Below are 22,728 nucleotides of genomic sequence, written 5' to 3'. Positions count from 1 at the left end.
GCTTTCCTCAATGGTTGTGGATGTCGAAGCCAGACTTGGCCAGCTCGGATGCCAGGAAGAAGGCTCCGGCGGTAACAACCCGAGTTCCAGGCTCTATGCCGGATACCAGGTTCATGCCGCGTTCACTGGCCAGCAGTTGCACCTCTTTGGCCTCGAAACCGTCATCATCTTCGATAAACACCTGCCAGTCGCCATCGCCACTCCGGCTCAATGCCGCATCCGGCAACATCACACCTTCACCGCGGGGATCGGGCAAAAACAGTTCGGCAAACTGACCTGCATGCCAACGCACCTGAGTGTTATCCAACCGCGCCAGCACCCGCTCGGTACGGGTCACACTGGACAACTCATGGGAGCGGCCTATCACGCTGGCACTGACACTGCGATCGCCAATCCGCACCAGAGTCTCACTACCTTCACCCAAGCCTTCGGCCTGCGCAGGAGTCAGCTCGGCGGCCACCCACAGCGAGCGCTCATCGGTCAGCTGCAACAGTTGGCTACCGGCGCCGAGCAACTGCCCAAGGCGCGCCTCATCCTGCTGCACCCGGCCATCTATGGGCGCCAACAGCTGATACTGGCCTATCTCCTGGGGCCGGCTTTCCAGCGCCTTTATCTGTTGATCCGTCATCTGCAATGACTTGAGAATGGCGCGTTTCAGACTGGCATCGACCTGAGTCTGCAACCTGCGACTGGCACTGACGGCGCTCTCACTCATGCGGCTAACCCGGCTCCACTCGGCAGCGGCATTGATATAATCAGCCTGAGCCTGGGCCACCGCGGCACCACCCAAGGTCAGCAAAGGATCCCCCGCCTTTACCTCTTGCCCCGGCACCACATGCCGTTCCAACACCCGTACTTCCAGCTGCGGCGTCAGCACCACAGTACGCTCGCGATCCACCAGTAAGGTGGCGTTGGCAACAGCATTGAGGCTAAAGCCACCGACGCTGACCTCTTGGATCTGAATGCCAGCCAGTTGGCGTTGTTCACTTGAGAGCTGCAGCGCCTGATGCTCATCTTCATGTCCATCTTCGGCGGCGACAGTCAAAGGGCTGGACAGCCCCAACATCAGCGCCAGTAAAGCGGCCTGTAGCCGTGGGTATTGTAAAGTCTTGTTCATTGTCCGGTACCTTAGTGTGTATGGGGCTATCATTGGGCATTCTCCTGGGATACGGCTATTTTCGGCAGTGCGCCGGGCAGTTGCCCCGAAGCGCCCATCCACTCGAGCCAACTTTGATAGAGGGCGGCTTCCAGTTCGAGACCGGCCTGAAAACTGCTGGCCAATTGCCGCCGACTGGTCAAATAGTCGCTGGTGCTAAGATCGCCGCTGCGCCAGCGTTGCCCCAAAAGCTCGGCCGCCTTGCGACCGGCCACCAAAGCCTGCTGTTGCCAGTCAAGCCAGCTCTGTTTTAATCTGGGTAAGCTGTAGCTAAACTGCTGTTGCTGTTGTTTAAGTGCCATCTCAATGCTTTGGAACTGGGCGCTGGCGGCGGTAACCGCCTCCATAGCCGCCTTGATCGACTCGCTGTAGTCGTTACGCAGTTGCAGTGGCACAGATACCCCAATCCCCAACTTGTTATCTGAACCTTCTCTCTCGGCACTAAGGCTGATATTGGGGTCAGCCGCTGCTTGAGCCTTGGCTTGATTGACTTGCAGCCGCGCCAACTCAAGTTGCAACCCGGCACTATTCAGTGCCGGCACGGGCGCCTCGGTCGCGGGCAACTCTAGCCGGTCGGCGAAGCTGCCAAAGGGCAGCTCTGCCCGGCCAAAACGCGCCAGAATACGGGTATCGGCATCCAGCAACGCTTTCTGGGCCAAAGCCAGATCACTGATGGCACTGGCCTGTTCCAACTCCATCAGATTCAATTCTGCCTGGGACAAATCACCGACTTCGGCTCTTTGCCTGGCTATCTGCAACTGCTGCTCACCATAATTATTCTGAGCCCGCACAAACATCAGCTTCTTCTTGGCCAGACTCTGATCGACCAGGGCCTGCAATACCTCGGCATACAAGCGGGAACGTTCAATAGCGATATCACTCTTCAGCAACATCAACTGTGTGAGCGCCAATGCACTGGCTGCGGCGCGCTTATCACCCCAGTCAATGGTTTGGCTGAGAGACAGGTTGTATGTGTCATCTTCCGGTGCATTTTGATAACTCAAGCCCAACTCGGGGTTGTAGATGGCGCGATCGGCGCCCTTTGCCAGATATTGGGCCTCACGGAGTCTGGCTTCCTGCGCCTGAAACTCGGGTAAAGTCGTCATCTGCCGCATCAGCTGCTCAAGCCAAGCCAATGACACTTCGGACTCGGTGCCACCAACAAGATAGGAAGTATCCGGCTTCTCGGCGGCAAACGCCGGTTGCGAGACTAGTGTTCCCAGCCCAAATAGACTCATGGAGACTATAAATTTCAACATAAACTTTCCTTGGGAAAGACCTATATGGCCACGATGAAATCGTGTGACCAAAGGTTAAACCTTAGAGTTAAATCTAAAGTCAATGGTTAACGTTTTGTGTGTTGAGTCGAATACTGATCAGAATGCTGCGGCTATATCAGCCAAAGCGCATGAGATGATTCAAGCTGTTGAAATAAAGCGGTTAAAGGCTCTGACTACAGACAGCTCAAGACAAGCGCCATGGAATACAGGCAAACCATGCCTGGGCACCACAAACACTGAAATCAGTTAATCAAGCTATTGGGGGGCGGTAATCTGGGGTGGAGAAATAGGGTTGGAAAGCGGGCTCCATACTCTGGGGCCTTGCGTGCATCAAGGGAGTCAGGCTCTGAGCCAGAGTCACCGGCAAAGACAGGTGACCACCATGACATTGACAGTCGAGGCAGAGATCAAACTGTTGGGACTCAGTATGAGAATGCAGATGACTGTGAGTCACTCGGGAAACCTCCATCCCGGATGAAGTCTCTGACTCACAGGTACAATCGATGCACTGGCTGATCACTGTGACTTCGGTGACAAACTTGAGATGAGGATGGTTACTCTCTTCCTCGGCCGGATTGCCCAGATGCAACTGATGCGCGCCAAGATTAGCGGCGCAAAATTGCAGCACCACCAAGGCGATAAGCATATGAGTCAGTTTGCGGACAAATACAGTCAAGGATAATTCCGGTTAAGGGTAAAAATGGCCCGTGCCCAAATAGACCTACAGGCCAAGATAAAGTTCAGTTAGTTAAACACACAATGTTTGGCGTAATCGGCCGCTTCATTGGCGCTCCAATCACCCTTGGGCTTTTCATCCATCTGCTTACACCAAGCTTCGCTGCCCACTTCAGGGGCACAAGCACTCAATCCGGCGGCAAAAGCCAGCGCCAAAGATGCAGCAAAAATTTTGGATAATGACATCGAAATTTCCTTATCTGAGTTACTTAATCGCCACAGAATAGCAGAATAACCGGCTTTACCCTATAGGCGGTTTTGACAACTAGCAGGCCGAACGTTTGGCTATCCAACGAATAGCCTCGTCTTTATGTTCCAGCGGATACCAAGCCAGTTCAGCGCTGACAAAGGGCCCCAGCAGACGCACCGCATTGCCGACCCAATCCGGGCCACCGACAAACACCAAGGCATCAAATGGAGGCAGTTGCACTTCACCGGCTCCCGAGAGGGAGGCCATCTCCCAGCCTTCCAACAATACATCTGCCTCTATATAAAGACAGACCTGGCCCCACTCCTGGCGGTAACTCTTGATGGCGGGACGCAGATATGTGCGGTAATCCTCGGCAGTGATACGGCCACTGGCAAACAAGCTGATCACGCCTTTGGCAATATCCGGAATTTGACACAACATAAGCAAAGCTCCATTGAACCTTCGATACCGGCTTATGGCACGGTATCTGATGACTATGGGTTATCCCGTACAGGAAGTTTAGTCTTACAAGACTCTCCGCACTATGGAGGAAGTAAACGCTTCCATGGGATGGTAATATAGCGACTGCCTCAAAAAACAATTATTTTGCCATGATAAAGATCTCAAACCGTGTCCAAGTTTCAGAAAATGAAATCGAATGGCAATTTGTCCGTTCCAGTGGTGCCGGAGGCCAGCACCTGAATAAGGTCTCCACGGCGGCGCAACTCATCTTCGACATCAAGGCCTCATCGCTGCCGGACTTCTACAAGGAAAAGCTGTTGACCAAGACAGATCACCGCATTACTCAAAGCGGCAAGATCATTATCAAATGCCAACAGAGCCGCAGCCAGGACGCCAACCGCCAGACAGCCTTACAACAGTTTATCGAACTGGTTGCTTCGGTCGGCGAAGTAACCAAGAAACGTATTCCCACCAAGGCCACCCGCGCCAGCCAAAGGCGCCGGGTCGACAGCAAAAAGCAACGCGGTGAAGTGAAATTGCTGCGGCAGAATAAGATCCGCTTCTGATAAGACCAGTCTTGCCGCCGGAATAGACAATAATTGCTGGCAACTGAAAGGAATGTGCAGCGATTGTGCGGCTATTGGTCGACAAATTCGACAGCTTTTGCTGAAATCAGGGAGGCACAAATTCAGGTGCGAACTCTCCCTTAAGGCAAGGAAAACAATATGAGCAGTCAGGCAAAAATACTCTTGGTGAATGGCCCCAATCTCAACCTGCTTGGTCGCAGAGAGCCGGAACATTACGGCCAGCGGACGCTGGAGCAACTGGTGCAGGGATTGCAGGACAAGGCGCTTGCCGCCGGAGTAAAACTGGAGCATATTCAGTCCAATGCCGAATACCAGCTCATAGAAGCTATCCACAACACAGATGCCGGTTTTGTGATCATCAACCCGGCCGCCTTTACCCACACCAGCGTGGCACTCAGAGATGCCCTGCTGGGGGTCGCCATTCCTTTCATTGAAGTGCACCTTTCCAATGTGCATGCCAGGGAGCCGTTTCGCCATCATTCCTTCTTTTCCGACAAGGCCAAAGGAGTGATAGTGGGACTGGGGCCAAAGGGTTATGAATTTGCCCTGGAAGCCGCCATAGAGGCGCTCAAACAAGGCTGAGCAAAGGAAGGTCCTGTCACCCTTTAGTACTGAGAATGACGATGGACATACGTAAAATCAAAAAACTGATCGAATTGGTGCAGGAATCCGGCATCAATGAGCTGGAAATAACTGAAGGCCAGGAAGCCGTGCGTATCCGCCGTTTTGGCCCACAACAACCCCAAGCCTGTTTCAGTATTGGTAATGACAGCGTGCAAGTGTTGGCGCCTGTCGCCGGCACCTTTTTACGCAGCGCCGGCGACCATGGCGTCCCCTTGGTGGAATTGGGCACAGAAGTTGAGCCGGGCACAGTACTGGGCTATGTGCAAACCATGAAATCCCTCAATCCGGTCAAGGCAGAACAGAGCGGCACGGTGAAAGCCATACTGGCAGAAAACGGTGAAGCGGTAGGGCTACAGCAAACCCTGTTTGTGCTCGATTAAACTCTCAGTTTAACTTCACCCCATATTGCGACTGAGTTGGCGTCGCTGCGTATATAAGGACTCCAACTGAGAGCTGATCTCCAACAATTGCTGCCGCTGCAGTTGCTGAGATTCGCTCAAGGCCCCGACGGACAGCTCGGCTGCCAACTTGGGGGCCAAATGCAGTATCTGCTGCTCGGCCTGAGTGATTGATTCTTGCTGTACTTCCTTGATAAACAAGAGCCTGAAACAATCAAAAAATACAGATAACAGTAGACCATCATCTATCTGTGTTTGGCTAAAGCGGGGATCATCGGGCCGATAACTGATGGCCGCTACCAGGTTACACAGGGTGGTCAAAGAGGTAGCCCCACCGGATAACTCGCAAACCGCAGGACGGGTTGCCAGGGCCTTAGCCAAATGCTCTGCAAATTCGGCCTTCTGCCACTGAGCTCCCAAAGCATGAATAACACTCACCCCAGACTCCTCTTACCGAAACAATCTTGCAGGCATAGGTATGAGATTAAAATCCTCTGTCAGCTGCAGCAAAAAATCCCTGGCCAGCAATGCAACTGCAAAATAAAACTCAGTTTGTGCATGCTCGGCAGCCAACTCAAGGCAGCGCTCCGCCCAAGGAAGAAGATGCTGTTGCAGTAATACCTGAGTAAAACGCACTAATCTCTGGTTATCCGGCTCTGCTGCCAAGCGTCCAAAACTGGCATCCAACACGCTAAAGAACAGGCCGATATGATCGACCGGATCCCTTGCCGGTAGCTGCAAACTGACATCATGAACCTGATAAAAATCCATCAACGCCAGAGTGCTTCTGTCATTCAACACTTGTTCTTCACCCAAATAAACAGAACCATAAGGTACAGCTTTAGGCTCACCGGGACCGAAAAACAGTTGTCCATAGTCAAGTTGCAGATCCAGAAATTGAGTCTCGTCCCATTGCTGCAAATAGTTAGCCAGTGCTTCCCTACCGATCCTGTTACCGTCTCGAGCAGCCAGCTCAGGCCAAGTCTCGGCAACTTGATTGACCTTTAATTCGGTGATCAACTCAGGTTTAGGGTAGCCGTAAAGCAGATGATGCAGAAGACGTGCTATCCCTTGATATTGAATGAAATCTATATTAGACAAAGACTTAGACATCTTATCTCCTAATGGACAAAAACAGGCGCCCACGGGCGCCTGTTTTCCAGTTACACCTCAGTAGGGTTAAGCACCTTGCCGGCACCACTTCCCGCGGGTTGACCATGGCGGTTTGCCTTGATGATCAGGTTAGGGGAAGTTATCGATTCACTGGGCAAGGGGGCGATATGACCATCACCGTCACCATACTTGGCGCGCAAGTTGTCCATGGTATCAAAGTCCAGCGCTCGCATTGGGCAGGACTCAACACAGACAGGTTGGCGCCCTTCAGCCAAGCGTTCGTGACAACCATCGCATTTGGTCATCACTTTACGCTCTCTATCTATCTGTGGTGCGTCGTACGGACAAGCTCTGGCACAGCTTTCACAGCCAATACACAGAGACTCTTCGACATGCACCAAACCATCTTCACGACGCTTGTGCATAGCACCGGTTGGACAGGCTTTGACGCACACAGGTTCGCTGCAATGGTTACAGCCAATGGACATATAATAAGCAAATACATCCTGACTATAAGTCTGGGTATTGGGATCCACAGACCAGCTACCACCACAATATTCATAAACCCGGCGCCAGGTGACGCCTTTCAGGCTGGGGACGCCATTGGCCAAAGGTTTATTATTGGCGCGCAGCAAATCACCCTGACGGTCTTTGCAAGATACATGACAGGCCTTGCAACCAGTGCACTTGGTGGTATCGACATAAAAGCCGTATTGAGTAGATTGATTCATTTACAAGTGCTCCCTTACGCTTTTTTGATGAGCTGAACACGGTTGGTGTGTTGAGGATTCCCCTTGGCCACCGGGCTTGGGATATAACGGGTCAGAGTATTGATTGCCCCGCCGACATCGATCACTTTTCCGGACTGTCCAATGCGGCCATTGGCATCAGCCAGGTACCAGGCCCCTTGCCCCAATGCCACGACGCCTGGCGCCACTCGAGGAGTAACCCGAACCTTGACCTCAATAGATCCCCGCTCGTTGTACATTTCGACCACATCACCGGCAGTCAACTGATAGGCAGCCGCGTCGATGGGGTTAATCCACACAGCATCTTCCACAGCCTCACGCAACCAAGGCACGTTGTGGTAGCTGGAGTGAGTGCGCCCCTTGGTGTGATAACCTGCAAGTTGCAGCGGGAAGCCTGCATCTATGGCGTCCTGATCCTCATAACCATCCCAAGTCACCGTGTACTGAGGAATGGCTGTAATGGAGTCACCTTTTACCTTGTTCTGTTCCCAGTTTTTGGCGCGCCAAGCCAGCTCTGCAGAATAAATCTCTATCTTGCCTGAAGGCGTAGATAACGCTTTGCCACCATTGACATAGCTATCCAGAGCAACATATTTGTCGCCCATATTCTTGCGGAATACCCCTATTTTCTGGGCCTCTTTATAGCTGGCAGGGAAAGCCGGGCTGACACCTAGGTTTGCACTGGCACTCTTGGTTTTCTGATAAAGTTCTTCCAACCAATCAGCTTCGGTTTTGCCTTCAGTGAACAGCTGACCAACCCCCATTTTCTCAGCGATCATGGCTGCGGCTTCATACATGGACTTGCAATCCCACATAGGTTTTACCGCGGCTGACATGGCGGTCAAATACCCAAGCGAACCTGAGGCATATGAGTCATTCACCAAGTCATTGGACTCCAGCCAACTGGTATCGGGAAGTATGATATCGGCAAACTTAGCCCCTGGAGTCATCCAGCAATCGCAGGAAACGATAAACAAGTCTTCAGCATCACGTAAAATACGCGCTGTGTTATTGATTTCAGCGTGCTGGTTCAGCAAAGAACTATCCGAGGCACTGAACACAAAATGAATATTGCTGCCCAGTTTCTCATCGGGATCCGCAGTTCCGCGAATACCGTGAGTACGTGCAGTAAAATTCTCACCGTTTTCAATCGCTTCAGTCCAGGTAAAGAAGGAGATAGCTTCCTTAACCGGGTTGGACCCCGTGGGAATACCTGCACGTGACATGCTGCTCATATAAGGCAGTTCACCGTTGGAGGCGCCTGGCGTACCCAGCTTACCTGTCAGTACAGAAAGCATATACAGGGCACGCATGCTCTGTTCACCGTTGGCCTGGCGGTTAACCCCGGCACCGGCCACAATATAGGGAGCCTTGGCATTCATCAGATCTTCGGCCACCTGACGGATATAAGCAGCGCTGATGCCGGTAATTTTCTCGGCCCATTCAGGCGTGCGCGCGCCTTGAGCGGCAAACTTACCAACCCCCATGATGTAATCATGGTAGTTATCGCTGCTGTCCATACAGGCCGCATATTCTTGCTCTTTGGCATCACTGCTGGCAGCAAACAGTGCTTTTTGTTTCTCAATGGAGGCCGCGTCATACCCCACTGCATATTCATTGATAAAGCCAAGTGAATTGGCATCTACCCAACCTGTGCTGATCATCTCGAAAGCAACAGCTTCGGCAAACGCCGCATCGGTTCCGGGACGAATAGGCAACCACATGGACTCTTTGCCCAGCATAGAATCGGTATAGCGAGGATCAATCATCACCACTTTAAGGCCATTATTTTTCATCAAGGCCTGCAGGTAGTCGTACCCTTCACCCGATCCGGATTGACGAATTTCACTTGGGTTGTAACCAAAGCCCAGGAAAAAGTCACTGTGTTCCAGAGTTATGGTCGACGAGCCTTGAGTACTCCCTGTCCCGAAAGTATGTTTGGCCGCTTCCATCTGCTGAGCCCAAGAGTAGTTGCCGTAAGCGTTAAGGCAACCACCTACCAGGTTAAACAAGCGGTTAAAACAGGCATTGGAGGCAAAGCCATAATAGGCGCCTGAGCCATAACTGCGGAATACGGCCTTGTTACCATATTGATTAATCACCCGCTGCAAATTATCTGCGATGGTTTGAGTTGCTTCATCCCAGGTGATCGGCACAAACTTGGCTTCTCCCCTTTCCCCTACCCGTTTCATTGGTGTTTTCAGGCGATCCGGTGCATATGCACGTTGGCGCAACGAACGACCACGGGCGCAGGCACGAATTTGATGAAGACCGTAGACATCTTCTACCTCATGATCTGTCTCTACCCGGGTAATAATGCCATCACGACTGAACACTTTAATCGGACAGTTGGAGCCACAGTTAACCAAGCAGGATGACCAGTTTATCTGCTCATCACTGACAGGTGGCTTTGGCGGGACAACATTGGCGTCATCAGAGCTGGAATTACAGCCAGACACTGTTGCAGCGCAACCCAGGGCGGCACTCATTTTCAAGAAACTTCTGCGTTCCATTATATTTATCCTCACGATTTAAGTTTGCTCAAGGCAACAGGTAGCTGAAAGAGAACATCAGCTGATGGGCGTTATAGTTATGATTCAATACGCCCAAAGTAGTCAGGCCGGTGACGGCATCAATACCGACATCGCTGCCATCGGTATCGAAGTAACGCTCGTACCGGTACGACACTTTCAGAGCCATGGCATCATTCAAGTGGTAGCGGCCGTATAGCTCAACACTATGATTAAAACTGTAATAGTCATCGTACTGAGCGCTTCCAATACAGGTTTCCCCCTCGGAATCGGCAAATTGATAGTCAGCCCCCAAGGTCAGGCGGTCGTCCAGCAAGCCGCTATAGGCGATACCTGCCCCAAGGTTGATAAAGCTGTCATCGATGTCGCCATACCAAGTCGCGCTTTGGTCGCCACTCTGTTTCGATGCAATCCACTGCTGGCCAACGAAACCGTAAACACTCAGTTGCTTACTCAACTGCATTGTCAGGTTCAGGTCATAGCCATAATCGCGGGATTCAGTAAGACCAATGACTGTTTCTTGATAATCATCAAAGGCATAGTGACTGTTCAGGTCCAACGTCATCCAGCTCAGCGGTGTGTACTGCAACCCAAGTTCCATTGCGGTCCGGCGTCGATCAGCCAGGTGATACTTGCGCAGCAGGCTCTGGGTTTCGCTGGAGGTCAGTTCGGCCGCCTCATAGCGGCTGCCATCCCGCTCACCAAAACTGGCTTTCAGATCAAGCTTCAGCGGAGTAAAAAGCTGCATACCCAGCTTGGCCCACAGGTTGTGGTCACGGGTTTCTTCCCGCTCACCATAGCTGCGATCAAGCTGTTTGAAGTCGTAACCAGTCTGGAGTCGGTAACCCGGCGCCAAGCGGTAGCTGGCATTGAGTTTCAGTGCCTGACGTTCAGAATCCAGCAAAGGATTTTGCCGAATAGCGCCACTGACTGGGTTGAATTCAAGCTGCACAAATTCGGCAACAGTAGAATCATTGTCGCGCTTGCGGTAATCCAATTGTCCCCCCAGGCGCAAACGACTATTGACCAAGGTGCTGACGGCCAGATTGGCGTCCAGGGTATCTACCTGACCATCCCAGCTTTGCAGCGGATTTCCCGTCATCTGGATCAGGCCTTCATCCTGGATCATCCGTCCGGCAATTGCCCGGCCGCTGATCACCGTGTTGCTCAACCGGTACTGGCCGTTCAATGTCAGTTGATGGGCCTGATTGTCCGGTGCGGCGCTGTAGATATCACTGGCATAAGGCAGACTTAAATTGTTGATGTCATTCTTGTATTGGCTACCTTGATACGCCAATTCAGTAAACCAATTGTCGCCGCTGAGCTGTAACCCGGCCCGCAACTTGTCGTTGCTCTCATCCACCGGCAAAGCGAAGTTGACCGGCCTTGGAGTCATCAAACTGGCACTGCGGTGGCCCTGTTTTTCTTCTCTGTCATAGCGAACATAGCTGCTCAGGTCACCGATTTGGGCCAATTGACCGAAGTCATAGCGAAAGCCTATTCCAGCCTGCTGCCGCTCCAGTTCCAGATCCAGGTAACGCAGGGTATCATCGGGTTGCAGCATACCCTGGTTATGCCAAAGTCCGGTGCCAACGTTGCCGTTCTCATAACGGGTCAAGCTGCGATAATCCAGCGTCATCTGGTACTTGCCGGGGCGACCGCTTTTAAGGCTGACAAAGCCGTTATCCTGACCCAAATTATGGGCCCGCAGTTGGCTGCGATACCCGTTTTCGGTGCGGTAACCAAGTGCAGCATCGACACTGGCGACGATACCATCATGATCATCACCAAAAGCATTACCGCTGTGGATATCATCACTGTCGTTGTACCCGGCATTCACTGTAGCCTCACCGGCCAAGCCTGGCGTCAACTGACACTGCCGACATTGAAAACCGGCAGTATTGACCTTATCTGTATTGGCACGGCTAACCCCAAAATCGGCAGCCACAACAGTTCCTGAAACACCCAGTAGTGCCACAGTCAACAGATTCAAAGGAAATCTCATCTTCAACACTCCTGCTTAACGGGACAGCACACTGCCGGCTGGATGATTAGAACCATGGATTTGGCTGTGGCAGTTCAAACAACTCTTGCCGGAGCCAAAAGCGTTAATACCACTTTGAGATACAGCTCTTGAGGCATGACCATCGTCGGCATGGCATTGTTGACATAACTGGGGTACCCGGGCTTTCAACAAGGCTTCGTTCACACTGCCGTGGGCGTTGTGGCAGTTGGCGCAGTTTTCCACCACAGGAGCATGTTCCCACAATACAGGGCCACGCTTGTCGGCATGACATTCATAGCAAGTGGTATTGATACTGCTCTGTTTCAGTGCACTTTCGGTCAAGGAACCATGAGGGTTGTGGCAATCGATACAGGTCATCTGATCCCACTTGAGCGGATGGGATGAACGCTTGCTCATATCGGCCTTGGCACGGGTATGGCAGCTGGTGCAGGCCTCGTTGATCCGCAAAGGATTGAGCATGGGGTCTTCGGCGGCATGCACCTGATGGCAATCGGCGCAGGCTACCTGCTCCAGATTATGCAAACTGTTGTGCCAAGCCATCTGTTCCGTATTCTGGTGACAATCAAGGCAAACACTATTCTGACTTTCAGCTGAGAGTTTGGACTCCGGGCCGAAGCTTATCATAGGCTCCTTACCGCCACGGTTATGCTTACCCATGGGGCCATGACAAGCTTCACATTGAAGTCCAGCCATAGGTAAACGGCTATTATTCATCCCGCCATGGGTTCCTTTAAACAGCGCCATAACTTTGGGATCTTTTTTATGGCACATCAGACAGGAATCAGCGCCTTTAGGGGAATATTTCCCATCACTGAACTTTTCAGTTAATTGCTGTTCAAGCTCGGTTGCAGTTAAATTATCCCAAGGGGTAGCCTGAACCAAAGCAGTTGAAAACAATAAGACAGCGCTTAGCGCATATAGGCAAAAACTCCAGCCTTTATTGATAGATTTAATCATTCTCCGGCCTTTATTATCTATTTCACTTAAAAAGGAGACAGTTTTCTCCCAAACACAATTCTAAGGCATTCACTTTTCGAATTATCAAATGTTGCATTTCCATATCTCAAATTTGGGATGAACATATAAAACAACACAACAATATGACACAGATCACTCAAAACCACATTACAACCAATAAAAGCCAATAAATTGACCAAAGATAACATTTTGAATAACAATTAAAAAAACAAAGTCGTTAACCAAATGGGTAGATATTGAAATAATTAACGAAAAAGAATGTAACAACGAAATAGCTGCATAATAATTGCATGATTGATATGAATCACAATTTAAAAAGACTCAAAAAACATGTATTATTAAAACATAAACAACGAATATGAGAATGAAAATCATATAGGACATATATTATTTCAATTATTGATAAGTATTTTATTATTTAATAAATAACTTTATTTTCAGGATTAGGAATAAGAAAGGTTTTAACAAGTTCCATCAGCACTCTGAGTTAACTTGTCGGATGGGATAAAAAGCATGCAAATAAGAGGTATCACTCCCGTAAATATTGAACATAAGGAAGCTGTGAACAAGTCCCATGTGTGCCCTGCATCGGCTACTGGATGCAATGCGTGGCTCACTGCAATTCCCCCTGGAACCCAGGGTGTAACACTCACATCTCTAGATAACAGGCCCGACGGCAAACACTACTCAACATCAAACTCTCATTAACCAGGAAGCCTCCGAACTGAGTCACAACAGCATGACTCCTGAAGCAACAAAAAAGGCGTCCCATGGACGCCTTTTCGATTGGTTGCAGTGGCAATTACTTCTTGCCCAGCATACCGAAACGCTTGTTGAACTTGTCGATACGACCACCGGTATCAACAACTTTCTGAGTACCAGTGTAGAAAGGGTGACATGCACCGCAAACGTCCAAGTGCAGAGCTTTGCCTGCAGTAGAGTTTACTTTGATGACATTGCCACAAGTACAAGTTGCAGTGATTTCTGCGTATTCAGGATGGATACCTGGTTTCATTGGGGTTACCTCAAGTTAAGGCCATGTCGCTCTTCCAACCCGAAGTCGGACACCACATGCGGTTAATATCAAAAGTTCAGGGCGCAGAATAGTACAGTATCTGCCCAGCGCTGACAAGTAGGTGACTACATCTGCTCGAACTTTTCTTTGGCCGCGGCTTTATCCTCATAGGACTGCAGCAAGCGGCTACTGGGGCAGTGCAGCTTGGCATCACTGCGAAGGTTGCGGATATTACCGCGGCTGAAGGCCTTGGGATTGGCCTCAAAAATAGCCAGCATGGCGCCATAGACATGGGTATGGTTGTTCTCGGCATAGCGGCTGGCCACCCGCCAGAGGGTTTCCGTACCATCGAAATCCAGCATGCATCCCTGCTCACGCTTCTCAATTGGCGGCGCCTTCACCTGTGAGTCTGGCGCGGCAACGGCTTGAGAGGCCGAGGACATACCAGGACGTTGAGGCTCGGCATCGGCTTGAACGGCGACCTCTTGAACCCTTTGAGCTTGAACGGCTGACAATTTCACAGCTTCGCTTGCTCCTGTTGTGGCTTGCACTGCAGCCCGCTGTGACTCACTCGGCATCTGCTCACCAAAGACCCGGGCACGGTTGGAACGCAGCGCCACAGGCACTGAGGTATCGAACAAGGGCAAGCGTTTGAGTTCATGCCAGCGATTGATTCGGTATTCCCGCACCAGTAATTCGGCCTGCTTGTCGGTCACTTCATCTATCCCCAGCAGCAACACCATGTAACGGTTAATGGGTTGCACCATGAGTTTTTCCGCCGCACCTTGCTGCCTGACAATAAACTCCAGCCGAGTCATATCCTCACTGTCGGCCACCACATTGACCTTGAGCATGGGCAAGTGCCCAAGCTCAAACATTCTTTGATTGATACTGACATGGGCGGTTTCTGCTCTGGTAACAGACGTTAACAACATGAGTACAAGCATCAGTAAACCCGCTCTCATCCCTATCCTCTCTGTTTGATTTTAAATTACCCAGTTTAGGCTATCCGGCTTGGATTCTCTGGCTTAGGCTCTCTGGCTTAGGTTCTCTGGCTTAAGTTCTTTGGTTTGGATTCGTTAAGTCAGCAGATTCAAGCTGCGGTTTTGCGGCTTTTTGTTTCCGGGGCTGGTTCTCTCATTCTAGCCTGAGTAAACTGACGGGCAACATGTGCCGTGATCATTTGCGAAAATTCTGACTATGCCGCAGTTTGTCGAAGTTGCCCTTCCCGTTCCCATGCGGCAGAACTTCAGTTACCTGATGCCCAAAGCCTGTCCCTGGCCACTCGAGCCGGGGATGCGGGTGCGGGTGCCCTTTGGCCGCCAGCAACTCATAGGCCTGGTGACAGGCCTGAGTGATGAGTGCGAACTCGAGCCCAAACAACTCAAGCCGGTATATCAAGTGCTGGACAGCGCGCCATTGCTGCCACCGGCGCTGTACCAACTGACCCTCTGGGCCGCCAGATACTATTTCTGCAGCCAGGGGCAGATGTTGACCCAGGCCCTACCGGTAGCGCTGCGCAAGGGTGCCGATGCCGCGCCGGAGAAAATCAGTTATCTGTGTCTGACCAGTGCGGGCCAGGAGGCCACGCTGGAGTCGTTGAAACGGGCTCCCGCCCAACGCAAACTGCTGCAACAGCTCAAACTGGGGGAACTGACCACTGAAGAGGTCAACGCGCTGGAGCTGAGCAAGAGTGCCATCAAGGGGCTGCTGGACAAGGGCTGGGCCGAGCAGAGAGAACGGTCAGTCAGCGCCAATCTTGAATGGCGGCAAAAGCTTGAACTGGGGGAAGAAGCTCACAGGCTCAACCCGGAGCAAGCCGTGGCGGTCGCCAGCCTCAATGCCCAGAGCGGCTATCAGTGCAGCTTGCTGGAAGGGATCACAGGCTCAGGCAAGACAGAAGTCTATCTGGCGGTACTGGAAACCATACTCAAAGCAGGTAAACAAGCGCTGATCCTGGTGCCGGAAATCGGCCTGACGCCGCAAACCATTAACAGGTTCAAACGCAGATTCAAAGTCACGGTTGCCGTGATCCATTCCGGCCTGACCGACAAGCAGCGCCTCGACGCCTGGCGCCTGGCCCGCAGTGGCGAGGCGGCCATCATAATCGGCACCCGCTCGGCGCTGTTCACTCCCATGGCCTGGCCCGGGATCATCATTCTCGATGAGGAACACGACAGCAGTTTCAAACAGCAGGAAGGCGTGGGTTATCACGCCCGGGATCTGGCCGTCATGCGTGGCCACCTGGAGCAGGTTCCTGTGCTGCTGGGCAGCGCGACGCCGTCGCTGGAGAGCCTGCAAAACGCCCTCAGCGGCCGCTATCAGCATCTAAAATTGGGAGAGCGGGCCGGCAATGCCCTCAAGGTGCGTCAGGGACTGATAGATATCCGCAACCAACCGCTGCAGGCGGGCATGTCGCAACCGCTGCTGAACGAGATGCGCCTGCATCTGCAGGCCGGTAACCAGGTGTTGCTGTTTCTCAATCGCCGCGGCTTTGCCCCAGCCCTGCTGTGCCACGAATGTGGCCATCTGCACGAGTGCGATCGCTGTGATGCATTTTTCACCCTGCACCAATCACTCGGCGAAATTCGCTGCCACCACTGCGGCAACCAATACGCGATTCCACGCCAGTGCCACAACTGCGGCAGCACCATGTTACAAGGCCAGGGCATAGGCACGGAGCAATTGGAGGCGGCGCTCAGCAAGGAGTTTCCCGAGTATCCCGTGGTGCGAATCGACCGGGATACCACCAGCCGTAAAGGCTCGCTGGAACAGCACTTAAGCGCTATTCATCGCGGCGAATACAAGATATTGGTAGGCACCCAGATGTTGGCCAAGGGACATCATTTTCCCGATGTCACCCTGGTGGGGCTGCTGGATGTGGATGGCGCACTGTTCAGCGCCGATTTTCGAGCTCCAGAGCGATTCGGCCAACTCTATACCCAGGTAGCAGGTCGCGCCGGTCGCGCCAACAAGCCTGGCACTGTGCTGCTGCAGACCCATCAGAGCGACAACCCCTTACTCAGGGACCTGCTTCACAGAGGCTATGGCGAGTTTGCCCGCAGTCAGCTCAATGAGCGCCAGCAGGCACTGTTGCCCCCGGCCTGGCATATGGTGCTGATCCGCGCCGAATCCCACCGCGCCGAGGATGCTGATGCCTTTCTGGCGGCCTTTGCCGCCATGTTACCCATGGACAAGGATTTTGAAGTGATAGGCCCGCTGCCGGCGCCGCTGGATCGCAAGGCCGGCAAGTATCGGCGCCAGTTGTTGGCCCAGGCCAAGGACAGACGCAGGCTGCAACAGGTGTTTGAACAGCTGTTGCCCCAGGCCGAACAGCTGCCCGAGGCCAAGCGCTGCCGCTGGAGTCTGGATCGAGATCCGCAGGATCTGTTGTAATTGATAAGAGTCCGCAGGATCTGCTGTAACTCCCTTGAACGGCTTTAATCCGGCTCAGAATTGACCGTGAGGCCCCTGCCTATCCTGCGGCTTGCGCAGCAGCTTATAGGTCAGCCAACTGCCGAGCACCAATACCAGAGTAATCACCGGCGCCGCCATCAGCGCCATGGTCAACAGCTTGCTGATCCGCTCCGGCAGAAACGGCATCATATAGCCCAGTGATACCAACAGCCCCACCCAGAAAAAGGCGCTCAGGGCCGCAAAAAAATAGAAGCTCTTGATACAGGCCATGCGCACGCCCATCACCAAAGGCAACAGCGAACGCACCAGCGGCAGAAAACGGGCACAGAAGAGTGCCACCAACCCATGGCGAGCAAGGAGTTTATCCACTGCCGCTAGGCTGTCGGGCGGCACCTTGTAGACCCAGCCCTGCACCTTGGGCAGACGATTGAGCAGCCGCCCCTGAACAAATGCCAAATAGCTGCCGCCTGCGGCCGCCGCAAACAGCAACAGATACACCAGCCAAGGGTTGAGGATCCCCATGGCCGCCAGGGTGCCTGAGAGTATGACCACACTGTCGCAAGGCAAGGGGGCCGCCGGCAGCAAAGCACTCTCCAGGAAAATAAAACTGAAGATGCACACATAGATACTCAGGGCGATACCCGGAGCATGCAGCGCGGTAAAATCCTGTTGCCAAATGGCTTGTAACACTGTGGTGATGGAGTCCAGCATCTATATCTCCATTGAAACTATCGACACATACCGATAGCAAAATCGGCACTTGGGGGGAAGACAGGATCGACATCATACTCCCCAAAAACGAAAATCAGTGATTCTTAAACAAAGATTCATCCCTCTTTATCAATAACAGTGATCTTAAAAGGTCACAGGCAACCGCAAACCCAGACAACAACAAAATTTGCTGATAAAACCATACTGGTGATAGCAATGTTACTGCCGAAAGCGCTAGAATGTGCGGTTATTCCCCTTTTAACCTTTATCAGTCAGTGTCGATAAAACGCCAATGAAATCACATATCCAATCTTTGCTTGAACAGACAGTAGCCACTTTGAAACAACAGGGGTTGATCCCCGAAGAGACTGCGCCAAGGATTCAGGTAGACCGAACCAAGGATAAGAGTCACGGCGACTTGGCCACCAACCTGGCCATGATGCTGACCAAGGCTGCCGGCAAACCGCCTCGGGAGCTGGCACAACTGATCATCGACAACCTGCCTGCGTCAAGCCATGTGGCCAAGGTAGAAATAGCCGGCCCCGGCTTTATCAACTTCTTTATTGATGACAATGCCCTGGCCAAACAGCTGCAGGCGGCACTGGCCGACGAGCATCTGGGTGTGAGTCTGCCCAAGTCGCAAACCGTGGTAGTGGACTACTCCTCCCCCAACCTCGCCAAAGAGATGCATGTGGGCCACCTGCGCTCCACCATCATTGGCGACAGCGTTGTGCGGGCGCTGGAGTTTCTCGGTCACAAGGTGATCCGCCAAAACCACGTCGGCGACTGGGGTACCCAGTTCGGCATGTTGCTGGCCTATATGGAAGAGCTGCGGGCGCAAAATGGCGAAAACGCCAACCTGGAGTTGTCGGATCTGGAAAGCTTCTATCGTGCTGCCAAACTGCGTTTCGACGAGTCGGCCGAATTTGCCACCCGCGCCCGCCAGCTGGTAGTCGAGCTGCAATCCGGTGACGAGTACTGCAACAAGCTGTGGCGTGAGTTCAACGATATCTCTCTGAGCCACTGCCATGACGTATATCAGCGCCTGGGCGTCAGCCTGACCCGCGCCGATGTCCATGGTGAAAGTGCTTACAACGACGATCTGGAACAGGTGGTCAAAGATCTGGATGCCCAAGGCTTGCTGTCTGAAAGTAACGGCGCCAAGGTAGTATTCCAGGAAGAATTCCGTAACAAAGACGGTGAAGCCCTGCCGGTGATCATTCAGAAGGCCGATGGCGGCTATCTCTATGCCACCACAGACCTGGCGGCCATGCGCTATCGCTCGGGTACCCTGCATGCCGATCGCGCCCTCTACTTCGTAGATCTGCGCCAGGCGCTGCACTTCCAGCAAGTGTTCAGCCTGGCCCGCACCGCAGGTTTTGTGCGCCCGGAAATGACACTGGAACACATGGGCTTTGGCACCATGAACGGTGAAGACGGCCGCCCATTCAAGACCCGCAGCGGTGGGGTGGTGAAACTGGTGGACCTGCTCGATGAAGCCAATGTCAGGGCGCTGGAGCTGGTACGCAGCAAGAACCCCGACATGGACGAAGACACCCTGGCCGAAATCGCCCGAGTAGTCGGCATCGCCTCGGTGAAATACGCCGATCTGTCGAAGAACCGCGCCAGCGACTATATCTTCAGCTTCGATCAGATGCTGAGCTTTGAAGGCAACACAGCGCCATACCTGCTGTACGCCTATACCCGGGTTGCCGGGATCTTCAAGCGGGCCGAAGATGTGGATCTGAGCAATGCCGTTATCGCTCTGGAACACGACAAGGAAAAAGAGCTGGGCAACAAGCTGGCCCAGTTCGGTGAAATCCTTGCCCGTATGGTCGACAAGGGCCAACCCCATGTACTTTGTGGTTATCTGTTTGAACTGGCCGGCGCCTTCTCCAGCTTCTACGAAGCCTGCCCCGTGCTGGCGGCCGATAACGAAACCCAGAAGCACAGCCGTCTGCTGCTGTCTCAGTTGACCGCCAAGACCCTTAAGCAGGGCCTGTCACTGCTGGGTATCGAGACTCTGGAGCGCATGTAATCCATGGGACGCGATTACGCCAATAGCAAACCCAAGCCCCGCAAGCCAGCCAAGCGGGGTGCTCGCAAGCAACCGCAGCCCAGGCAAGGCTTTCCTGTGCTGTTGCTTGTGGTGGTAGTGGCCGTGGTGGCCGGCTTTGGCTATTTCCTCTGGAGCCTGAAGAGCAGCGCCCCCGAGGCCGAAGTGGCTAAGCCTCAGCCACAGACTAAGCCGGTGCCACAGAAGAAAGACCCCAACGCCTTGCCGCCCAAGCCCAAAGAGGAGTGGACCTACCTCAAGGAGCTGGAAAACAAACAGGTAGAAGTGGATCTGCCGGAAGAGAGCAACAAGCCATCTCGCCCTTATCAGATGCAGTGCGGTTCCTTCCGGGTGCAATCCCAGGCCGACGAGATGAAAGCCGTGATCGCCTTCCAGGGGCTTGAAGCCCAGGTGCGCAAGGTGCAAGGCACCAGTGGTGTCTGGTACAAGGTGGTACTCGGCCCCTATGACAGCAAGCGCGATGCCGAGCGGCAGCGCCACGTGCTGCAAAGAGCCGGTCTCAACGGCTGTATGATCTGGTTCTGGGAGGAATAAACTCCTCTCAATTTAAAGGCTGCAAACAATAAGATTTGCAGCCTTTTTGTTTTTCAGCACGAAAGCCGCTGCCGGGCACTTGATATTCCTGTCCCCAACCCCATATAGAAAACTATCACCTCATTAGTTGGCCTTGCTGTGCCCCCAATGGGCCGTTTCATGCAGCAGCCCCTGGGGATTTGACCCATGACGGACGCGCCGTCCGCCCGAGAAGAGGATCTATCGTGACCACTATCGTATCTGTACGCCGTAATAATCAGGTTGTTGTCGCCGGTGACGGCCAAGTGTCTCTGGGCAACACTGTGATGAAAGGCAATGCCCGCAAAGTACGCCGCCTGTACCACAATAAAGTATTGGCCGGTTTTGCCGGTGGCACCGCCGATGCCTTTACCCTGTTTGAACGCTTCGAGGCCAAACTGGAGATGCATCAGGGGCATTTGATGAAGTCGGCGGTCGAACTGGCCAAAGACTGGCGCAGTGACAGAGCCTTACGGAAACTCGAAGCCATGTTAGTGGTGGCCGATCATGAAAGCTCACTGATCATCACAGGTAATGGCGATGTGGTGCAGCCGGAGCATGATCTTATCGCCATAGGCTCAGGTGGCAACTATGCCCAGGCCGCGGCGTTGGCGCTGCTGGAAAACACCGAACTGGGTGCCCGTGATATTGCCGAGAAGTCGCTGACCATAGCCGGCGATATCTGCGTATTTACCAACCAGTTCAAGACTATAGAAGAACTGAATTACTGATCCCGAGCGTGAGGAAGTATTATGTCTGAAATGACACCCCGCGAAATCGTCCACGAACTGGACGCGCACATCATAGGCCAACAGAAGGCCAAACGCTCTGTCGCAGTAGCCCTGCGTAACCGCTGGCGCCGCATGCAGCTGGATGCCGGCTTGCGCCAGGAAGTGACCCCGAAGAATATTCTGATGATAGGCCCAACCGGTGTCGGTAAGACAGAGATCGCCCGCCGTCTGGCCAAGCTGGCCAATGCGCCTTTCATCAAGGTTGAAGCGACCAAGTTCACCGAAGTGGGCTATGTGGGTAAGGAAGTGGAGCAGATCATCCGCGATCTCACCGACGCCGCGGTCAAACTGACCCGCGAGCAGCAGATGAAGAAGTGCCGCTCCCTCGCCGAAGAAGCCGCCGAGGAGCGGGTTCTCGATGCCCTGCTGCCCAAGCCAAAGAGTGAATGGGATCCGGAAACCGAGGACAAGTCCCACACCCGCCAGGTGTTCCGCAAGAAACTGCGTGAAGGCCAGTTGGACGACAAAGAGATCGAAATCGATGTCTCGGCGCCGCAAATTGGCGTCGAAATCATGTCGCCTCCCGGTATGGAAGAGATGACCAACCAGCTGCAGAGCCTGTTCCAGAACATGGGTCAGGGACAGAGCAAGCGCAAGAAACTCAAGATCAAGGATGCCTACAAGCAACTGGTCGAAGAGGAAGCCGCCAAGCTGGTCAACCAGGAAGATCTCAAAGAGCAGGCTATTGAGCTGGTCGAGCAGCACGGCATAGTGTTCCTCGATGAGATAGACAAAATCTGTAAGCGCGGCGAAACCTCAGGCCCGGATGTGTCCCGCGAAGGGGTACAGCGTGACCTTTTGCCGCTGGTGGAAGGCTGCACAGTCAACACCAAGCACGGCATGGTAAAGACAGACCACATTCTGTTTATCGCCTCCGGCGCCTTCCAGATGAGCAAGCCATCGGATCTGATCCCCGAACTGCAGGGCCGTCTGCCGATTCGGGTCGAGCTGGATGCCCTGACCGCCTCCGACTTCAAACGGATCCTCACCGAGCCCCACGCCTCGCTCACCGAGCAGTATGTGGCCTTGATGGGCACCGAAGGAGTCAGCATCGAATTTACCGAGTCGGGTATCGACCGTATCGCCCAGGCCGCCTGGCAAGTCAACGAGCGTACCGAAAACATTGGCGCCCGTCGGCTGCACACTGTGATGGAGCGGCTGATGGAAGACATCTCTTTCGAGGCCAGCGACAAGTCCGGCAGCAAGTTTGTTATCGATGCCGAATATGTCGATGCTCACCTGGACAACCTGGTTCAGGATGAAGATCTGAGTCGCTTCATTCTGTAAGCCGGTCTTAACACTGAAAACAAAAAAAGCCGCCTTAACTAAGGCGGCT

22 protein-coding genes are annotated in these 22,728 nt (G+C 53.1%); 8 read left to right on the top strand and 14 right to left on the bottom strand.

What is annotated here, in order from left to right; translation table 11 throughout:
* Window positions 1–7: 7 nt before the first annotated feature.
* The 5 genes from ACMHXH_RS13650 to ACMHXH_RS13630 all read right to left on the bottom strand — a co-directional run bounded on the left by ACMHXH_RS13650 (window position 8) and on the right by ACMHXH_RS13630 (window position 3,802).
* On the bottom strand, window positions 8–1,066 hold the full coding sequence (locus ACMHXH_RS13650; protein ID WP_224866486.1) for an efflux RND transporter periplasmic adaptor subunit: 1,059 nt from the start codon (window positions 1,064–1,066) through the stop codon (window positions 8–10).
* Window positions 1,067–1,146: 80 nt separating this feature from the next.
* Window positions 1,147–2,415 carry a TolC family protein gene (locus ACMHXH_RS13645; protein WP_039034818.1) on the bottom strand — a complete coding sequence of 423 codons (1,269 nt, stop codon included), beginning with the start codon at window positions 2,413–2,415 and terminating at the stop codon, window positions 1,147–1,149.
* A gap of 271 nt (window positions 2,416–2,686) precedes the next feature.
* Window positions 2,687–3,082, bottom strand: coding sequence for a hypothetical protein (locus ACMHXH_RS13640; protein ID WP_413738180.1), 396 nt, complete (start codon window positions 3,080–3,082; stop codon window positions 2,687–2,689).
* A 98-nt stretch (window positions 3,083–3,180) separates the two neighbouring features.
* Window positions 3,181–3,357, bottom strand: coding sequence for a DUF3012 domain-containing protein (locus ACMHXH_RS13635; protein ID WP_335912375.1), 177 nt, complete (start codon window positions 3,355–3,357; stop codon window positions 3,181–3,183).
* 79 nt (window positions 3,358–3,436) lie between these two features.
* Entirely contained in the window at window positions 3,437–3,802 is a 366-nt protein-coding gene (locus ACMHXH_RS13630; RefSeq protein ID WP_025009267.1) for an STAS/SEC14 domain-containing protein, read from the bottom strand.
* Window positions 3,803–3,972: 170 nt separating this feature from the next.
* On the opposite strand from ACMHXH_RS13630, the gene arfB reads away from it, so the two are divergent.
* The 3 genes from arfB to ACMHXH_RS13615 all read left to right on the top strand — a co-directional run bounded on the left by arfB (window position 3,973) and on the right by ACMHXH_RS13615 (window position 5,414).
* Entirely contained in the window at window positions 3,973–4,389 is a 417-nt protein-coding gene (gene arfB, locus ACMHXH_RS13625; RefSeq protein WP_039034820.1) for an alternative ribosome rescue aminoacyl-tRNA hydrolase ArfB, read from the top strand.
* 159 nt (window positions 4,390–4,548) lie between these two features.
* On the top strand, window positions 4,549–4,992 hold the full coding sequence (gene aroQ / locus ACMHXH_RS13620; protein WP_039034821.1) for a type II 3-dehydroquinate dehydratase: 444 nt from the start codon (window positions 4,549–4,551) through the stop codon (window positions 4,990–4,992).
* 41 nt (window positions 4,993–5,033) lie between these two features.
* Window positions 5,034–5,414 carry an acetyl-CoA carboxylase biotin carboxyl carrier protein gene (locus ACMHXH_RS13615; RefSeq protein ID WP_039034822.1) on the top strand — a complete coding sequence of 127 codons (381 nt, stop codon included), beginning with the start codon at window positions 5,034–5,036 and terminating at the stop codon, window positions 5,412–5,414.
* A gap of 15 nt (window positions 5,415–5,429) precedes the next feature.
* Here the strand turns inward: ACMHXH_RS13615 and ACMHXH_RS13610 are convergent, their stop codons facing one another.
* The 8 genes from ACMHXH_RS13610 to ACMHXH_RS13575 all read right to left on the bottom strand — a co-directional run bounded on the left by ACMHXH_RS13610 (window position 5,430) and on the right by ACMHXH_RS13575 (window position 14,791).
* Window positions 5,430–5,870, bottom strand: coding sequence for a hypothetical protein (locus ACMHXH_RS13610; protein ID WP_039034823.1), 441 nt, complete (start codon window positions 5,868–5,870; stop codon window positions 5,430–5,432).
* 12 nt (window positions 5,871–5,882) lie between these two features.
* A complete protein-coding gene (locus tag ACMHXH_RS13605) occupies window positions 5,883–6,545 on the bottom strand; it encodes a molecular chaperone (protein WP_071475516.1) in 663 nt (220 codons plus the stop codon).
* A gap of 50 nt (window positions 6,546–6,595) precedes the next feature.
* A complete protein-coding gene (locus ACMHXH_RS13600; RefSeq protein ID WP_039034824.1) occupies window positions 6,596–7,276 on the bottom strand; it encodes a DMSO/selenate family reductase complex B subunit in 681 nt (226 codons plus the stop codon).
* A gap of 14 nt (window positions 7,277–7,290) precedes the next feature.
* Window positions 7,291–9,807 carry a DMSO/selenate family reductase complex A subunit gene (locus tag ACMHXH_RS13595; RefSeq protein ID WP_144360883.1) on the bottom strand — a complete coding sequence of 839 codons (2,517 nt, stop codon included), beginning with the start codon at window positions 9,805–9,807 and terminating at the stop codon, window positions 7,291–7,293.
* Between the two features lie 28 nt (window positions 9,808–9,835).
* Window positions 9,836–11,830 carry an MtrB/PioB family decaheme-associated outer membrane protein gene (locus tag ACMHXH_RS13590; protein WP_071475517.1) on the bottom strand — a complete coding sequence of 665 codons (1,995 nt, stop codon included), beginning with the start codon at window positions 11,828–11,830 and terminating at the stop codon, window positions 9,836–9,838.
* A gap of 15 nt (window positions 11,831–11,845) precedes the next feature.
* Window positions 11,846–12,808 (bottom strand): DmsE family decaheme c-type cytochrome, encoded by a 963-nt coding sequence (locus tag ACMHXH_RS13585; protein ID WP_082014310.1) that lies wholly within the window; start codon window positions 12,806–12,808, stop codon window positions 11,846–11,848.
* A gap of 823 nt (window positions 12,809–13,631) precedes the next feature.
* On the bottom strand, window positions 13,632–13,844 hold the full coding sequence (rpmE, locus tag ACMHXH_RS13580; RefSeq protein ID WP_025009259.1) for a 50S ribosomal protein L31: 213 nt from the start codon (window positions 13,842–13,844) through the stop codon (window positions 13,632–13,634).
* 125 nt (window positions 13,845–13,969) lie between these two features.
* On the bottom strand, window positions 13,970–14,791 hold the full coding sequence (locus ACMHXH_RS13575; RefSeq protein ID WP_413738172.1) for a FimV/HubP family polar landmark protein: 822 nt from the start codon (window positions 14,789–14,791) through the stop codon (window positions 13,970–13,972).
* 253 nt (window positions 14,792–15,044) lie between these two features.
* Here ACMHXH_RS13575 and priA point away from each other — a divergent pair, with 253 nt between their 5' ends.
* Complete coding sequence (gene priA / locus ACMHXH_RS13570) at window positions 15,045–17,240, top strand: primosomal protein N' (protein WP_335912373.1); 2,196 nt, start codon at window positions 15,045–15,047, stop codon at window positions 17,238–17,240.
* Window positions 17,241–17,294: 54 nt separating this feature from the next.
* Here the strand turns inward: priA and ACMHXH_RS13565 are convergent, their stop codons facing one another.
* Window positions 17,295–17,972: a DedA family protein gene (locus ACMHXH_RS13565; RefSeq protein ID WP_335912372.1), complete on the bottom strand. Its 678-nt coding sequence runs from the start codon at window positions 17,970–17,972 to the stop codon at window positions 17,295–17,297.
* Window positions 17,973–18,264: 292 nt separating this feature from the next.
* Between ACMHXH_RS13565 and argS the strand changes: the two genes are divergently transcribed.
* The 4 genes from argS (at window position 18,265) to hslU (ending at window position 22,679) form a co-directional block, all read left to right on the top strand.
* Window positions 18,265–20,010, top strand: a complete 1,746-nt coding sequence (argS, locus tag ACMHXH_RS13560; protein ID WP_319619211.1) for an arginine--tRNA ligase — start codon at window positions 18,265–18,267, stop codon at window positions 20,008–20,010.
* A 3-nt stretch (window positions 20,011–20,013) separates the two neighbouring features.
* Window positions 20,014–20,583, top strand: a complete 570-nt coding sequence (locus ACMHXH_RS13555) for an SPOR domain-containing protein (protein WP_335912371.1) — start codon at window positions 20,014–20,016, stop codon at window positions 20,581–20,583.
* A gap of 224 nt (window positions 20,584–20,807) precedes the next feature.
* Entirely contained in the window at window positions 20,808–21,332 is a 525-nt protein-coding gene (hslV, locus tag ACMHXH_RS13550; protein WP_025009255.1) for an ATP-dependent protease subunit HslV, read from the top strand.
* 21 nt (window positions 21,333–21,353) lie between these two features.
* Complete coding sequence (gene hslU / locus ACMHXH_RS13545; protein ID WP_039034832.1) at window positions 21,354–22,679, top strand: HslU--HslV peptidase ATPase subunit; 1,326 nt, start codon at window positions 21,354–21,356, stop codon at window positions 22,677–22,679.
* Window positions 22,680–22,728: the final 49 nt, after the last annotated feature.

Source organism: Shewanella sp. BJSY2023SW001 (assembly GCF_047314685.1).
GTDB classification, from domain to species: domain Bacteria; phylum Pseudomonadota; class Gammaproteobacteria; order Enterobacterales; family Shewanellaceae; genus Shewanella; species Shewanella indica.
This window is presented reverse-complemented; position numbering and strand designations above follow the sequence as displayed.

What these genes read in the sequence shown, in the direction of transcription:
- ACMHXH_RS13650 (WP_224866486.1), bottom strand. Translation starts at nt 1,066, where the DNA reads ATGTTGGGGCTGTCCAGCCCTTTGACTGTCGCCGCCGAAGATGGACAT.
- ACMHXH_RS13645 (WP_039034818.1), bottom strand. Translation starts at nt 2,415, where the DNA reads ATGTTGAAATTTATAGTCTCCATGAGTCTATTTGGGCTGGGAACACTA.
- ACMHXH_RS13640 (WP_413738180.1), bottom strand. Translation starts at nt 3,082, where the DNA reads ATGCTTATCGCCTTGGTGGTGCTGCAATTTTGCGCCGCTAATCTTGGC.
- ACMHXH_RS13635 (WP_335912375.1), bottom strand. Translation starts at nt 3,357, where the DNA reads ATGTCATTATCCAAAATTTTTGCTGCATCTTTGGCGCTGGCTTTTGCC.
- ACMHXH_RS13630 (WP_025009267.1), bottom strand. Translation starts at nt 3,802, where the DNA reads ATGTTGTGTCAAATTCCGGATATTGCCAAAGGCGTGATCAGCTTGTTT.
- arfB (WP_039034820.1), top strand. Translation starts at nt 3,973, where the DNA reads ATGATAAAGATCTCAAACCGTGTCCAAGTTTCAGAAAATGAAATCGAA.
- aroQ (WP_039034821.1), top strand. Translation starts at nt 4,549, where the DNA reads ATGAGCAGTCAGGCAAAAATACTCTTGGTGAATGGCCCCAATCTCAAC.
- ACMHXH_RS13615 (WP_039034822.1), top strand. Translation starts at nt 5,034, where the DNA reads ATGGACATACGTAAAATCAAAAAACTGATCGAATTGGTGCAGGAATCC.
- ACMHXH_RS13605 (WP_071475516.1), bottom strand. Translation starts at nt 6,545, where the DNA reads ATGTCTAAGTCTTTGTCTAATATAGATTTCATTCAATATCAAGGGATA.
- ACMHXH_RS13600 (WP_039034824.1), bottom strand. Translation starts at nt 7,276, where the DNA reads ATGAATCAATCTACTCAATACGGCTTTTATGTCGATACCACCAAGTGC.
- ACMHXH_RS13595 (WP_144360883.1), bottom strand. Translation starts at nt 9,807, where the DNA reads ATGGAACGCAGAAGTTTCTTGAAAATGAGTGCCGCCCTGGGTTGCGCT.
- ACMHXH_RS13590 (WP_071475517.1), bottom strand. Translation starts at nt 11,830, where the DNA reads ATGAGATTTCCTTTGAATCTGTTGACTGTGGCACTACTGGGTGTTTCA.
- ACMHXH_RS13585 (WP_082014310.1), bottom strand. Translation starts at nt 12,808, where the DNA reads ATGATTAAATCTATCAATAAAGGCTGGAGTTTTTGCCTATATGCGCTA.
- rpmE (WP_025009259.1), bottom strand. Translation starts at nt 13,844, where the DNA reads ATGAAACCAGGTATCCATCCTGAATACGCAGAAATCACTGCAACTTGT.
- ACMHXH_RS13575 (WP_413738172.1), bottom strand. Translation starts at nt 14,791, where the DNA reads ATGCTTGTACTCATGTTGTTAACGTCTGTTACCAGAGCAGAAACCGCC.
- priA (WP_335912373.1), top strand. Translation starts at nt 15,045, where the DNA reads ATGCCGCAGTTTGTCGAAGTTGCCCTTCCCGTTCCCATGCGGCAGAAC.
- ACMHXH_RS13565 (WP_335912372.1), bottom strand. Translation starts at nt 17,972, where the DNA reads ATGCTGGACTCCATCACCACAGTGTTACAAGCCATTTGGCAACAGGAT.
- argS (WP_319619211.1), top strand. Translation starts at nt 18,265, where the DNA reads ATGAAATCACATATCCAATCTTTGCTTGAACAGACAGTAGCCACTTTG.
- ACMHXH_RS13555 (WP_335912371.1), top strand. Translation starts at nt 20,014, where the DNA reads ATGGGACGCGATTACGCCAATAGCAAACCCAAGCCCCGCAAGCCAGCC.
- hslU (WP_039034832.1), top strand. Translation starts at nt 21,354, where the DNA reads ATGTCTGAAATGACACCCCGCGAAATCGTCCACGAACTGGACGCGCAC.